This is a genomic window from Microbacterium trichothecenolyticum, assembly GCF_000956465.1.
Lineage (GTDB): Bacteria > Actinomycetota > Actinomycetes > Actinomycetales > Microbacteriaceae > Microbacterium > Microbacterium trichothecenolyticum.
The window spans coordinates 116,180-130,309 of sequence record NZ_JYJA01000031.1; the positions used below are offsets into that span (position 1 = coordinate 116,180).

The following is a 14,130-nucleotide window of genomic DNA, read 5'->3' on the forward strand; positions in this document are numbered from 1 at the left end:
CCGATCCGCGCTGACGTCCTGACGGGGAGACCCCGAGGGTGCGGTGAGGGCCCGGCACTCCGGAGGTTGCCGGGCCCCGGCGGCGGGCGTCAGAACACCGGCGTGCCGGCGCGGACCAGCCGCCAGTTCTCGACGTGGAAGTCGGCGGAGTCGATCACCCCGGTGGCGGAGGCGTACGCGACGATCGCCTCGCGGATCGCGACCTGCGCGTTGTAGACCACGGGCGCCGTTGCGACGTGCGGGAACCCGCCGCCACCTGACTGCCGGTAGTTGTTGATCGCCACGACGAACCGCTGGTCCGCCGCGACCGGCGCGCCGCCGAAAGCGAGGTTCACGATGCGCGAACCCTGCGGCTGCGAGATGTCGATGTCATATGTGACGCCCGAGAACTGGTCGAAGTTGTAGTCGGGGGTGCCGAGCGCATTGGTCCAGGTCGCAGGCGCGACCGGAGCGTCGGGTGGGACCTGCTGGAAGTACTTGGCCGAGTACTCGAGGTAGTCCTTGATCTGGGCGCCCGTGATCACCGACCCGAGCAGCGTGTTGTCGTAGATGTACAGCCCCGCGACGTCCTTGATCGTGACCTGCCCGGCCGGGAACGTCGCGGCGCGGTTGAACGGCGCCGCGAGCGAGATGATCGGCAGGGATGCCTCGGGGGTGCCGACGATCGCCTTCGACACGGTGTCGATCTGCACGTGGTGGACGTAGTCGAGGATCGCGGTGTCCTTCCAGCACGACTCGGCGGCGGAGAGCACCTCCGTCGACGTCGCGACCGGAGTGTTGACGTACGCCACGACGGCTTCGTGCTGCGCTTTCACGACCTGCACGAACGCGGGGTCGTCGGCGACCGTGTTGGTGTTGCACGTGAGCGACTTCGCTCCCGTGACGACCCACTTGCCGCGCTCCATCGTCAGCGTGAGGTCGAACACGCTGAGTCGCTGGCCCCAGTTCTTCGGCTCGCTCATCACCACCTGCTTGCCGGTGACCTTGTTCGTCACGAACCGCTGCGGGACGTCCTGGTGGGCGTGGCCGAAGAGGATCGCATCGATGCCGGGCACCTGCTCCGCGAGCAGCGCCGACGCGTTCTCGACCGGGATGTCGCTGCCGTACGACGACAGGCCGCTGTCGCCGGCGTGGACGCTCACCACGACGACGTCGACGCCTTCCGCGCGCATGACCGGCACCCAGCGGGCTGCCGTCTCGACGACGTCCAGCACCTCGATGCGGCCGCTCACGTTCGCCTTGTCCCAGATGACGACGCCGGGGTTGGTGAGGCCGAGCACGCCCACGCGGATCGGCTTGTAGCCGGGGATGTGCATCTTCTTGACGACATACGGCCGGAACGCCGGGTCGGTCGTGCCTGCGTGCACGGCGTTCGCGGCCAGGGCGGGGGCATCCAGCTGTGAGATCCAGTTGCCGAGGAAGTCGAGGCCGTAGTTGAACTCGTGGTTGCCGAGCGCCACCGCGTCGTAGCCGATCGCGTTGAACGCGGCCGCCATCGGGTGCACCGCGCCCGACGCGGTGACCGGATCGACGGTCGCGTAGTAGAAGCCCAGCGGTGACCCCTGGATCGTGTCGCCGGCGTCGAACAGCAGCGTCCGGCCGCGCCCGCGATCGGCGCGGATCTGGTTCACCAGGCTCGACACGCGGGCGAGCCCGATCGTGTTGCCCGCGCTGTCGCTGTAGGCGGCGTCCTTGTAGTAGTCCCAGTTGAGCGCGTTGGCGTGGATGTCGGATGTGCCCATGACGGTGATGGTCACGGACTTCCCCCCGGGTGCGGCCAACGCCTGCGGCGACTGCACCCAGCCGGCCGCGGCGAGCACGCTCGCCGCGGAGACGCCGACGAGGAAGTTGCGTCGACTCAGACCCGAGTGGGGCGGGTTCTCCGCCGTGGTCCCGAGGTCGTGGTCGGATGCGCGATCAGGCATGTTTTCTCCCATGGCGAGGATCGAACCACGCTCGCGTGCGCGCCGACAAGAGTCCGCGGATGAGGAAACTCTCAGCAATCGCTCCGACCAGCAGCGGTGCTCAGCCCCGGGCGGCCACCACCGCTTCCGCCACGATCCCTGGATCGGTCACGTCGTGCCCGTCCGTACCGCCGCCGGGCCCCGCGGGCGCGCCGAGCCCCGCGCGTCGGCGCGCCGAGAGGTGCACGGCGTCCACGCCGGCGTGGACGAGGTGACGGATGTCCGCCGGCGCCACTCCTCCGCCCGCCGTCACCTCGAGGTCCGGCCCGGCGAGGCGGGCGTACGCCTCGAGGCGGTCGATCCCCTGGATGCTGCGCGCCGCGCCTCCGGACGTCAGCACCCGGCCGACGCCCTCGACCAGGAGGGTCTCGAACACCTCGGCGCTGCGTGGCGACGCGTCGATCGCACGGTGGAAGACGAGCGTCGCCGGGCCTGCGGCATCCGTCCACCGGCGAAGCGCCTCGCGGTCGGCGCGGCCGTCCGCGTCGAGCGCGCCGACCACGACCCCGCCCACCCCCCGCGCGACACACGCGCGGATGTCGGCCGAGACGACCGCGACCTCGTCGGCGTCGTACACGAAGCCGCCACCCCGGGGACGCACCAGCACGTTCACCTTCTCGGCGCCGACCGCGGCGCACACGGCCTCGATCGACCCGATCGACGGGGTGAGACCGCCGACGACGAGCGCCTGGCAGAGCTCGAGTCGATCGGCTCCGGCGTCGATCGCCGCACGGGCGCCCGCGGCGTCCTGTACGGCGATCTCGACGACCGTGCGGATCACGGCCCGACCCGGAGGGCGACCGCCGGCTCGGTCCGGAAGGCGTCGGGGACCATCGCGTGCACGCGACCGTCGGGCCCGCGCTCAAGCGCCGCCTCGGTGCCGTCCGCCCAGCGGGCCGGCCGGCCCGCGAGCTCCTCGGGAAGATCGAACTCCCCCGCTGCGGGGTCGAGGGCGATCACGTTCACCACGCCCTCGGCAGCGGTGTACGCGCGCGGCGCGCCGTTCTCCTCGTCGGCGCGCACCCACGGACGCGTGGCGTAGATCGCGTCGCCGTCGCGGCGGAGCCACGTGCCGAGCTCCCGCATGGCGCTTTCCTGCAGCTCGGGGATCGATCCGTCGGCGCGCGGGCCGACGTTGATCAGGAGGTTGCCGTTCTTGCTCACGACATCGGCGAGGAGCCGGATGAGGGCGTCGCCCGACAGCGAGTGACTCGCGTCCTCCGCCTGGTTGTAGCCGAAGGAGTACCCGAGTCCGCGCGTCGACTCCCAGGGCTCCGCGACGATGTCGGCGACGTGGGTGTACTCGCGTGTGAGGAACCCGTGCCGAGGCACGCCCCAGCGGTCGTTCACTGCGCCGTCCGGCACGACGGCGAGGTAGCGGCGCAGCAGCGCGGCGACCGCGAAGTCCTGCTGTCCCTTGCCGCCGTCCGGCCACTCGATGTCGTTCCAGAGCAGGTCGGGGCGGAAGCGGTCGACGAGTTCGTCGAGCTGGGCCGCGGCATACCGCGAGAACCACTCGTCCGCACGGCGGAACCGGAAGAGGTCGGTGTCGGATTCGATCGGCGGGTAGTCGCTGACGTGCCAGTCCAGCGCGCCCGAGAAGTAGACGCCGAACCGCGTGCCCGCGCGGCGCGTCGCGTCGTGGAGTTCGGCGATCAGGTCCCGGCGCGGGCCGCGGCGGGCCGCGCTGAACGTCGTCGTCGCGGTGTCCCACAGGCAGAACCCGTCGTGGTGCTTCGTCGTGGGGACGACGTAGCGGGCGCCCGCGTCGACGAGGGCGCCAACGAAGGTGTCAGCGTCGAACCCGCCCGGATTCCACTGGTCCGCGAGGTCCTCGTAGCTCGTGCCGGTGCCGTACAGCTCCTGGTGGCGCCGCCACGTCGGGCTGCCTGCGATGCGCACGGTGTTGGCGTACCACTCGGCGTACTGGTGGTGGGCATAGGCGTCCTCGGTGGGCACTCCCCCGGGAGGGTGGGCAGGCGCCCATGCAGGCACGGAGTACAGGCCCCAGTGCACGAAGAACCCGAGCTTCGCGTCGCGGTACCACTCGGGCACCGGAGTATCGGGGTACTCGGGCGCCGCGTGGCCGAGGTCGGGTCCGGTGCGGGTCTCGAAGTTCATGCGCGTGCCTCCGTGCCGCGGCGTCGGGTGACGAGTGCCGCAAGGTCCGGCTCGACGTCGGTCGTGGCGAACGGGTAGGTGCCAGGGCGCAGCCGGGAGTGGCCGAGGCGCAGCAGATCCTGGTCGACGCCGCCGGGTGTGAGTGCGAGCGTCCATCCCGCGGCGAGATCGTAGAGCTCGGGCTCGAGATAGCCGATCTTCACGATCACGATGTCGGCCGTCTCGGGGTCGAGTCCCAGCAGCCGGAAATCGTCGAGGTGGTGGAAGGGCTTGCGACGCTCCGTCACGATCGCGTGCACGGCGCCGCGGCGCACCACGACCTGCGTGCCCGCGACCGGGTCGCCGCCGGTGATCGAGACGATCTCGCCAGTGACCTCGACGGGCCCGCGCGGACCGGGATCGACACGCCCGCCCACGTGCACCGTGACCGTGGCGCCGATCCCCGCCGCCTCGGCGGCGCGCACCGCCTCCGGATCGAAGACGGATGCCGCGAGCACCGTGCGCGACGCATCCTGGAGGTCGGCCCGCTCGAGCAGTCGTCCGAGGGTCCACGAGACGTCTCCGGCGCCGCCCGCAGTCGGGTTGTCGCCGGAATCCGAGATCACGTAGGGCCGCGGCGCGTCGTCCGCCAGAGCCAGATCGAGCGCCTCGTCGAGGCTCGCGGTCGGACCCGCGAAGACGAAGTCCGCGCGCGCGCCCCAATACCGCTGTCCGAGTCGCTCAGCTTCACGCGCGATCACCGCCGGGTCGTCGCCGGTCACGATGACCGTGGCGTGGCACCGGGGCTCGTCGGCCCACGCGTACCCGACCCACACGGCGGCGTCGACGACGCCCTCGAGGTCCTCGACATCCGGGATCGTGCCGTAGAGCCCCTTCGCCGGCTCGAGCCGCGTACTCGTCTTCTCGCCGGGCAGCAGCACCGGAACGCGCACCCACGCCTTGTATGGGCGGCGCGCGTCCGGGTCGGCGCCCGAGGCGCCGCGCAGCCGCTCGAGCAGATTGTGCACCGCGCGCTGCTTCGTGTTCATCCAGTCCTCGTGCGGGGCCATCCGGTAACAGGTGATGAGGTCGACGGCGTCGAAGAGGGCGTCCGACACGTTGCCGTGCAGATCCATCGACGCCGACACGAGGGTGTCGGGACCGAGCGCCTCGCGTACCGCGGCCGCGAGGTCGCCCTCGGCGTCGTCCATGCCCACGACGCTCATCGCTCCGTGGATGTCGAAGAAGAACGCGTCGAACGGGCCTTCCCTACGGATCCCCTCGACGATCGCCTGCTTCATGCGCAGATAGGTCTGCGGGTCGACCGCCCCACCGGGAAGGGAGCGCCCGTGCGTGAGAGGGACCCAGGCCGCAGCATCCCGCAGCTCCTCCCCCTCGGCGAGGAAGGGGTAGTACGCGAGCAGCTCGTCGCCGGTGCGGATCGTGAACGCCTCGTCACCCGAGATGTGCGGTGAGAACGTGCTCGACTCGATCGAGATGCCGCCGATGCCGATGCGCGGGCGGGTGAGCCCCGCCGGGTGGAGCGGGCCCAGCGGGCCCTTCCAGATCTGGTCGTGGTCAGGACGCGACGTCACGGAGGAGCTCACCTTCTGCGAACGGTTCGGAGGGGATGGAACGATCGGATGCCGCCACCAGCGCCGCGGCGCCGAGCACGACCGCGTCACCGCGCAGCGTGCCGGGCACGATGCGCAAGGGAGCGCCCGACACCGGCGGATCGGTCAGGAGCGTGGCCGCGACGGCAGGAGCGAGCAGGTCCCATGCGGACGCCACCCCGCCCCCGACCACCGCGAGCGGCACGTCGACGAGGGTTGCGGCGGAGATGCACGCGAGGGCGACCGCCCTCCCCGCGACGTCGAACACGGTCTTCGCGACGGGGTCGCCGGTTCGCGCCCGGTCGGCCACGACCCGCGCGGATACGACGGCTTCGCCGGTCGCGGCCGCATAGCGGCGTGCGATCGAGGTGCCCGACGCCAGGGTCTCGAGATGGCCGGTGCGACCGCAGGTGCAGACCAGATCGCCGTAGCCCGGAGTATGGCCGATCTCGCCGGCGGCGCCGTAGGGACCGTGGCGCAGGGTGCCGTCGAGCACGAGTGCTCCGCCGACGCCGGTGCCGAGCATCACGCCCAGCACGTCGCTGCCCCGCCCCGAGCCCCACGCGGTCTCGCCGAGGAGGAAGGCGTTGACGTCGTTCTCGACCCGCACCTCGACGTCGAGCCGGTCGCCGAGGTGCTCGCCGAGCGGGAATCCCGCCCAGTCGACGAACATGTCCGATGCCGCGCGAATCGCACCGCTGCGCGGGTCGACGACCCCCGCCGCACCGACGCCTACCGCATCAGGGCGCACGCCCGCGTCGTCGGCGAGCTCCTCGACCAGAAGCGCCGCCGTCTCGGCCATCGCGGCGCCGCCGGTGCGGGCGGGGGTGTCGCGCGTCGCCCGCGCCAGCACCGTGCCGTCAGCGGCGACGAGGGCGCCGGAGGTCTTCGTGCCCCCGATGTCGATGCCGGCGACCACCGCGGGGGCCTCTGCGCACCCGCTCATCGGCCGCCCAGCCCGGCCATCGCGATGCCCTTCACCAGGTGCTTCTGCAGGACGATCACGAGGATCGTGGTGGGGATCATCGAGATGATCGCGGCGGCCATCTGCAGGTCCCAGCGCGTGCCGGTGAGACCCGAGAAGCTGGCGAGGCCCACGGGCAGCGTGCCCAGTGTCGCGTAGTCGACCGTCACGATGAGCGGCCAGAGGTAGCTGTTCCAGAACGACAGGAAGGTGAACACCGCGAGCACCGCCACCGCCGACTTGGACAGCGGAAGGATGATCTGGAGGAACGTGCGCACCGGACCCGAGCCGTCCACCCGGGCAGCCTCCTCGAGCTCGAACGGGATGCCTCGGAAGAACTGACGCATGAGGAAGGTTCCGAACGCCGTGAAGGCGAACGGGAAGATGAGCGCCTGATAGGTGTTGACCCATCCGAACCACTGCATCACCTGGAACATCGGGATGACGAGCACCTCGGCCGGCACCATGAGGGTGGCCAGGAACAGCACGAAGACCGCGTCGCGGCCTCTCCAGCGCAGGCGCCCGAACGCGTAGCCCGCCGTCGTCGAGACGATGAGCACGACCAGGGTGCCGGCGACCGCCACGAACAGCGAGTTGCCGATATAGGTGAGGAACGGCCCGTAGGCGAAGACCTCCGCGAAGTTGCCCCACTTGATCTGCGAGCCGACCAGCGTGGGGGGCATCGAGAAGATCTCCTCGTTGGGCTTGAGCGCCGAGAAGAAGGCGTAGACGAGGGGCGCGACGAAGATGAGCGCCGCGAGGTAGATGCACATGTGCGCGAGAACCAGGCGGATGCGCTCGCCGGCGGTGCGGGCGGCGGTGCGGCGGCGCGCCGGGGGCGCCTCGACGAACTCGTCCTCGGAGGTCATCAGAAGCGTCTGCTCGATCGCCGACGCTTCCTTGTCGGTCTCGGTTCCGGTCCCGGTGTCAGTGCTCATAGTGCACCCACTTCCGCTGTGCGGCGAACTGCATGCCTGTGATGAGGATGATGATCGCGAACAGGATCCACGCCGCAGCTGCGGCGAGTCCCAGGTCGCCGAAGGTGAAGCCCTGCTCCCAGATGAACATGACGAGCGGTTTCGTCGCGTTGCCCGGGCCGCCGCCGGTCAGCAGCTGCGGCTGCGCGAACACCTGGAGGGCGGTGATCATCGTCATGATCGTCGCGAAGAAGATCGACGGCGAGATCATCGGGATCATGACGCTCCAGATGAGACGGAAGCCCCGGGCGCCGTCGATGCTGGCCGCCTCGAGGACGCTCTCGGGAAGCTGCTCGAGCGCCGCGGAGAAGATCAGCATGTTGTAGCCGAGTCCCTGCCACACACTCATCGCGACCACCATGATCATCGCCCACGAGGGATCGGCGAGGAAGTTCGGCAGCGTGATGCCGAACCAGCTCTGCGCCAGCCCGTTGAACAGGCCCTGCGGCTGCAGCATCATCTTCCACACCAGGACGTTGGCCACCATCGGCACGACGACCGGGATGAAGAAGAGCACGCGGAGGGCTCCGCGGCCGCGGATGCGCGGCCCGAGCCCGATCGCCAGGGCGAGCGAGAGGGCGATGCTGAGCGGCACGTACAGCAGCGTGTACACCGCCGAGTTGCGCAGCGCCGGCCAGAAGTCCGGGCTGCTGGTGAACAGCTTGGCGTAGTTCTCGACGCCGTTGAAGGTGCGGTCGCCGAACGTCGGCCAGTCGTAGACGCTCATCACGATCGAGAGCCCGACGGGCACGATCGTGAACAGGGCGAGCCCCACCAGGGCCGGGCTTGCGAAGCCCAGCGCCTGGCGGGCCTCGGCCCTGGCGAGCGACCCGCGACGTGTCGTCGTGGTCGTCATTGCTCTGCTCTCTTGCTCACGTGCGAGGGTTCGAGGACGAACCCGGTCAGTTGCCGAACTGCGCCTGGGCGCTCTCCAGCAGGTCCGACATCTCCATCTGGCCGTTGTAGACGCTGACGAGGTTCGGCTGGATGTAGCTGTCGAGCTTCTCCCAGTTCTTCGTCATGTACAGCGGGACGGTGGTGGCGAAGGCGGACTCGAAGACCGTCTGGACCTGGTCGCGGTACTCCTCGTCGATGGAGTCGAAGTACAGCGGCTGCGACTCGGTGCGCGCCGGGTACGAGCGGCCCGACGAGGCGATGTAGTCCTGCGCGTCCTTGCCGAGGAGCGAGCCCATGACCTTGAGCGCGGCCTCGGGGTCGTCGCACGTCTTCGAGATGCCGTAGCCCGAGCCGAGGATCGGTCCCGAGTTGCCGTGCTCGCCCGTCGGGAGCGGCGCCATGCCGGCCGCGAAGCCCGACTCGTTGTTGAGGTAGCTCACCGCGTTCCACGTGCCGTCGACCGCCATCGCGGCGTTGCCGCCGGTGTACTGGTTCTCGCCCCAGCCCGTGTCCGACGCCGACGCGACCGGCGCCGCGACACCGAGATCGGTGACGAGACCCGAGTACCACGACGCTGCGTCGACGAAGTCGGGGTCGTCGATGTGGAGAGTGCCGTCCTCGGACGCCGGCTGCTTGCCCGACAGGGCGATGGGCATCGACATCCACTGGTAGCCGCCCATGCCCATACCGAAGCCGTACTTGCCGTCGGCGGTCGCCGCCGTCGCGATGTCCTCGAAGTCGTCGAAGGTCCAGCCGATCTCGGGCGTGGCCGCACCGGTCGCGGTGAGCATGTCCTGGTTGTAGTACACGAGCATCGTCGCGACGTCGAAGGGAACGCCGTACAGCCCGCCCTCGAAGCTGAGGATCCCCTCGGCGCCCGGGTTGAAGTCGGCGAAGTCGAGGCCCGCCGTCTCGAGGTCTTGCGCCGTCAGCTCGCGGAATCCGTCGGTGAACCCACCCAGCTGCGCGCCGCTCATGCCGGTGACGCACGCCATGTTCCCGCTGGCCATGTTGGTGGTGAGCTTCGTGAAGAAGTCGTTCCACGGCGCGGTCTGGAGCTTGATCGTCACATCGGGGTTCTCCTCCTGTGCGATCGCGACCTGCTCCTCCAGCGCCGTCGTGTCGGCCTCGCTGCCCGCCCACATGTCGACGACGATCGTGGGCTTGCCGCCGGTGGAGCTCTCTCCGCCCGAACCGCTCGCACACCCCGTCAGGACCACCGCTACACCGGTGGCTGCGGCCACCGCGCCGACGCGCAACTTCTTCATCGAATGCCTCCTATGGCAGCCAGTTCCCACAAGGTTATTTCGATGTTCGAACCAACCTTGTACTCTTGTGTCGCAAGTCACCCTCGCAGGTTTCGATCGGTGACGCAACCCGAACATCGGATGTTTATCGACGTGTGATACTTCGTCACATCTCGGAAACACGACCAGACCACCACCCGCGAGAGGGACCATGACCCCCGACACCGACCGTTCTTCCGCCGACGAGGACCTGTCCCGGCGAATCATCGATCTGATCGCGCGCGGGCACGCGCGCTCGCGCAGCGAGCTCGCCGCGGCGCTCGGCCTCGCGCCGTCGACCGTCAGCCTGAGGGTGCAGTCGCTGATCGACGCCGGGCTCGTGACCGAGCGCGGCGACGGCGCGTCACGCGGCGGTCGACGTCCGCGACTGCTGGGCATCGACGAGGGTTCGGGGATCGTGCTGACGGTCGACCTCGGCGGCGGCCACGCCCGCGTCGGCGCGCACTCGCTCAGCGGCGAGCTGCGCGCGACGCGTTCCATCCCGGTCACCCTCGCCGACGGCCCCGAGGCGACGCTCGACGCCGTGTGCGAGGTCTTCGACGAGCTCGCGCGCGACACCACGATCCACGCGATCGGCATCAGTCTGCCCGGTCCGGTCGACATCGACCGCGGCACCGTCACGCAGCCTTCGCGCATGCCCGGGTGGCCAGGCTTCCGTGTCACCGAATACGTGCGGCGCCGTTACGGCGTGCCTGTCGCCGTCGACAACGATGCCAACCTCGCGGCGCTCGGCGAACACCGCGCGCAGTTCGGCGCGAACGGCCACAGCATCACCGTCAAGGCAGGCACCGCCATCGGCAGCGGCATCATCGTGGACGGCCACATCCACCGAGGGGCCACGGGCGCGGCAGGCGACATCACGCACACGCGCATAGACGGCAGCGGCGACATCCCGTGCTCCTGCGGGAACACCGGCTGCCTCGAGACCGTGGCCAGCGGCGCGAGCCTCGTGCGGCAGATGCGCGAGCGCGGGCGGACGGATGTCGAGACCACCGCCGATGTGCTGGCGCTGGCCCGCGACGCGGAGCCGGAGGCGACCACGATCGTCCGCACGGCGGGCACGCACCTCGGTCAGGCGCTGTCGGGCGTCGTGAACTTCTTCAACCCGCACGCGGTGTTCCTGACGGGCAGCATGAGCGCGTCCGAGCCGTTCATCGCCGCGGTGCGCAGCCGCGTGTACGAGGCATGCCACCCGCTGGCGACCCAGCAGCTGCGGATCGAAGCCGCGCAGACGCGCGCCGACGCCATTCTCTACGGCGCTGCGCGGTGGGCGCTCGACAACCTCGAGCTGCCCACCGCCTGAGCGTCAGCCTTCGCTGAGCGTGAGTTCGATCACGGGCACGAGCACGTCCGGCCGGGCAACGGGGAGGTGTACCGTGAGCGTTCCCTCCGCCTCGCCCGCCGGTGTCATGTTGACGGCCTTCTGACCGGGATCCGCCGCCGACGTGCGAAGCCAGGAGCCGTCGTTGAGCAATCGCGCGTACGTGACATCACCGGCGAGACCGGGAAGGTGGACGAAACCCAGCGGCCACGACAGCAGGTGCAGGTAGAGCTTGTGGCCGCGACGGGTGTACACGCCCTCACGCGGCGGCTCGAATGCCGCATGACCGGCGCCGACGATCGCACCTCGGTGCAGCCGCATCCACTCCCCGATATCCGACAGGGTGCGCTCGTCACGCGGGGCGATCGCGCCGCGCCCGTCCGGGCCGATGTTGAGCAGCATGTTGCCGTCCATCGACACCGAGTCGGCGAGCATCTGGACGAGGAGCGTCGCCGGCTTCTGCTCGGTGTTGTCGCGGTGATACCCCCACGAGCCGTTCATGGTCTGACAGGCCTCCCACACCTGCGGCACGCCGTCGACCATCAGCGGCGCGGTGGGCTGGTACTGCTCGGGGGTGACGAAGTCCCCCGGGATGCCGAGCCGGTCGTTGACGAGCATCTCGGGCTGCAGTTCGCGGCACATCGCCAGCAGCGCCACGGCGTCCCAGTCCTCGGGGCCCTTGCCTGCCAGCCCGTCCATCGACTCGGGGTAGGTGAAGTCGAAGAAGAGATAGTCGATCTGTCCGTAGTCGGTCAGCAGCTCGCGCACCTGGGCGTGCAGGAACTCGCGGTAGCGCGCCATGTCGCGACCCTCGTTGAGGGCGGCGACGTCCTCGTCGGCCCGACGCGGGTGGTTCCAGTCGACCGTGAAGTCGGGGTGATGCCAGTCGATGAGCGAATGGTAGAGGCCCACCCTGAGCCCTTCGGCGCGGAGCGCATCGACATACTCCCGCACGAGGTCCCTGCCGCACGCCTCGACCGCGTTGAAGTCGCTGACCGCCGTGCCCCATAGCGCGAAGCCGTCGTGGTGCTTCGTCGTGAGCACCACGTAGCCCATGCCCGTCTCCTTCGCCCGCCGGGCGAGCGCCCGCGCGTCGAACAGGTCGGGGTCGAAGTTCTCGAAGTACGGGAGGTAGTCCTCGTCGGTGAGGAACTCGTAGTTCTGCACCCACTCGTGCCGTGCTGCACCGCTGTACAGGCCGAAGTGCACGAACATCCCGAATCGCGCCTCGTCGAACCACTGCTGTCGCATACTCGCCCCACTCGCCTTCCGTCGCTGGTCGACTCCATCCTTCCATAAACATCGGATGTCTCCTCATTCCGAGGCCTCAGTCGACCGCGAACGCCGAAGGCCCGGCCCCCTTGAGGGGAGCCGGGCCTTCGGTGAATCGTGGCTCAGCGCGCGGCCGAGCCCTCGACGTAGTCCGCGTCCTGCTGCTTCCACGCGAAGAGCGAGCGCAGGTCCTTGCCGACCAACTCGATCGGGTGGGCGGCTGCCTTCTCGCGGAGCTCGAGGAACTCGACGGCGCCGTTGTCCTGGTCGTCGATGAAGCGCTTGGCGAACGCGCCCGACTGGATGTCGGCGAGCACGGCCTGCATGTTCTCCTTGACGTGCGGGTCGATGACGCGGGGGCCCGAGACGTAGTCGCCGTACTCGGCGGTGTCGGAGACCGACCAGCGCTGCTTGGCGATGCCGCCCTCCCACATGAGGTCGACGATGAGCTTCAGCTCGTGCAGCACCTCGAAGTAGGCGATCTGCGGCTGGTAGCCCGCCTCGGTCAGGGTCTCGAACCCGTACTGGACGAGCTGCGACACACCGCCGCAGAGGACGGCCTGCTCGCCGAACAGGTCGGTCTCGGTCTCCTCGGTGAAGGTCGTCTTGATCACGCCGGCGCGGGTGCCGCCGATGGCCTTCGCGTACGACAGGGCGGTCGCCCATGCGTTGCCGGAGGCGTCGCGCTCGACCGCGATGATGTCGGGGATGCCGCGGCCCGCGACGTACTCGCGGCGCACCGTGTGGCCCGGGGCCTTGGGGGCGACCAGGATCACGTCGACACCCTCGGGCGCCTCGATGTAGCCGAAGCGGATGTTGAAGCCGTGCGCGAACGCGAGGGTCTTGCCCGGGGTCAGCTTGTCCTTGATGCTGTCGTTGAAGATCCCGCGCTGGTGCTGGTCCGGCGCGAGGATCATGATGACGTCGGCCCACTCGGCCGCGTCGGCCACCGACTTGACGTCGAAGCCCTCGTCCTGCGCCTTCTCGATCGACTTCGAGCCGTCCTTGAGCGCGATGACGACCTCGACACCCGAGTCGCGAAGGTTCTGGGCGTGCGCGTGACCCTGCGAGCCGTAGCCCACGATCGCCACCTTCTTGCCCTGGATGATGCTCAGGTCGGCATCGGCGTCGTAGAAGATCTCAGCCATCTTCGTGTTTCTCCTTGATTGATCGGTTCTGGAAAGTGTCGGATGCTGCACGGCTCAGCCGCGCAGCACGCGCTCGGTGATGCTCTTGCCGCCGCGGCCGATGGCGACGAGGCCGGACTGCGCCAGCTCCTTGATGCCGAAGGGCTCGAGCGCGCGCAGGAACGCGTCGACCTTGCCCTTGTCGCCGGTGACCTCGACCACGAGCGCGTCGGGCGCGTAGTCCACGATCTGGCCGCGGAAGAGGTTCACGACCTCGAGCACATTCGAACGGGTCTGGTTGTCGGCGCGCACCTTCACGAGCATGTGCTCGCGCTGGACGGATGCTGCGGGGTCGAGCTCGACGATCTTGATGACGTTGATGAGCTTGTTGAGCTGCTTGGTGACCTGCTCGAGCGGAAGCTCGTCGACGTCCACGACCACCGTGATGCGCGAGAGCCCGGGCACCTCGGTGACGCCCACCGCGAGCGACTCGATGTTGAAGCCGCGCCGGGCGAACAGGCCCGCGACGCGCGTCAGCAGACCGGGCTTGTCCTCCACGAGGAGGCTCAGCACGTGACTCGTCATGTC

The 14,130-nt window shown here is 69.5% G+C and carries 12 protein-coding genes; 1 reads left to right on the forward strand and 11 read right to left on the reverse strand.

From position 1 onward, the window contains the following. Positions 1-89: 89 nt before the first annotated feature. The 8 genes from RS82_RS07435 to RS82_RS07470 form a co-directional block, all read right to left on the reverse strand. Entirely contained in the window at positions 90-1,925 is a 1,836-nt protein-coding gene (locus RS82_RS07435) for a 5'-nucleotidase C-terminal domain-containing protein (RefSeq protein WP_045297953.1), read from the reverse strand. Between the two features lie 100 nt (positions 1,926-2,025). After that, complete coding sequence (locus RS82_RS07440; RefSeq protein ID WP_084695512.1) at positions 2,026-2,745, reverse strand: copper homeostasis protein CutC; 720 nt, start codon at positions 2,743-2,745, stop codon at positions 2,026-2,028. After that, positions 2,742-4,085, reverse strand: coding sequence for an alpha-L-fucosidase (locus RS82_RS07445; protein ID WP_045297954.1), 1,344 nt, complete (start codon positions 4,083-4,085; stop codon positions 2,742-2,744). The genes RS82_RS07440 and RS82_RS07445 overlap by 4 nt, the downstream gene beginning before the upstream one ends. Continuing rightward, a complete protein-coding gene (locus tag RS82_RS07450) occupies positions 4,082-5,659 on the reverse strand; it encodes a M81 family metallopeptidase (RefSeq protein ID WP_045297955.1) in 1,578 nt (525 codons plus the stop codon). Before RS82_RS07450 ends, RS82_RS07445 begins: the two co-directional genes overlap by 4 nt. Then, the gene (locus RS82_RS07455; protein WP_045297956.1) at positions 5,643-6,623 is read right to left on the reverse strand and encodes an ROK family protein; all 981 of its coding nucleotides are present in this window, start codon (positions 6,621-6,623) and stop codon (positions 5,643-5,645) included. The genes RS82_RS07450 and RS82_RS07455 overlap by 17 nt, the downstream gene beginning before the upstream one ends. Continuing rightward, positions 6,620-7,579: a carbohydrate ABC transporter permease gene (locus tag RS82_RS07460; protein WP_245619542.1), complete on the reverse strand. Its 960-nt coding sequence runs from the start codon at positions 7,577-7,579 to the stop codon at positions 6,620-6,622. Before RS82_RS07460 ends, RS82_RS07455 begins: the two co-directional genes overlap by 4 nt. Next, positions 7,569-8,474: a carbohydrate ABC transporter permease gene (locus RS82_RS07465; protein WP_045297957.1), complete on the reverse strand. Its 906-nt coding sequence runs from the start codon at positions 8,472-8,474 to the stop codon at positions 7,569-7,571. The genes RS82_RS07460 and RS82_RS07465 overlap by 11 nt, the downstream gene beginning before the upstream one ends. A 46-nt stretch (positions 8,475-8,520) precedes the next feature. Beyond that, positions 8,521-9,783: an ABC transporter substrate-binding protein gene (locus RS82_RS07470; RefSeq protein WP_245619543.1), complete on the reverse strand. Its 1,263-nt coding sequence runs from the start codon at positions 9,781-9,783 to the stop codon at positions 8,521-8,523. Between the two features lie 190 nt (positions 9,784-9,973). Here RS82_RS07470 and RS82_RS07475 point away from each other — a divergent pair, with 190 nt between their 5' ends. Beyond that, positions 9,974-11,125: an ROK family transcriptional regulator gene (locus RS82_RS07475; RefSeq protein ID WP_045297958.1), complete on the forward strand. Its 1,152-nt coding sequence runs from the start codon at positions 9,974-9,976 to the stop codon at positions 11,123-11,125. A 3-nt stretch (positions 11,126-11,128) separates the two neighbouring features. Here RS82_RS07475 and RS82_RS07480 read toward each other — a convergent pair whose 3' ends face one another. From RS82_RS07480 to ilvN, 3 genes are all read right to left on the reverse strand, one after another. Continuing rightward, positions 11,129-12,394 carry an alpha-L-fucosidase gene (locus tag RS82_RS07480; protein ID WP_045297959.1) on the reverse strand — a complete coding sequence of 422 codons (1,266 nt, stop codon included), beginning with the start codon at positions 12,392-12,394 and terminating at the stop codon, positions 11,129-11,131. 143 nt (positions 12,395-12,537) lie between these two features. Further along, the gene (gene ilvC, locus RS82_RS07485) at positions 12,538-13,614 is read right to left on the reverse strand and encodes a ketol-acid reductoisomerase (protein ID WP_342666934.1); all 1,077 of its coding nucleotides are present in this window, start codon (positions 13,612-13,614) and stop codon (positions 12,538-12,540) included. A gap of 3 nt (positions 13,615-13,617) precedes the next feature. After that, complete coding sequence (gene ilvN / locus RS82_RS07490) at positions 13,618-14,127, reverse strand: acetolactate synthase small subunit (protein WP_045297961.1); 510 nt, start codon at positions 14,125-14,127, stop codon at positions 13,618-13,620. Positions 14,128-14,130: the final 3 nt, after the last annotated feature.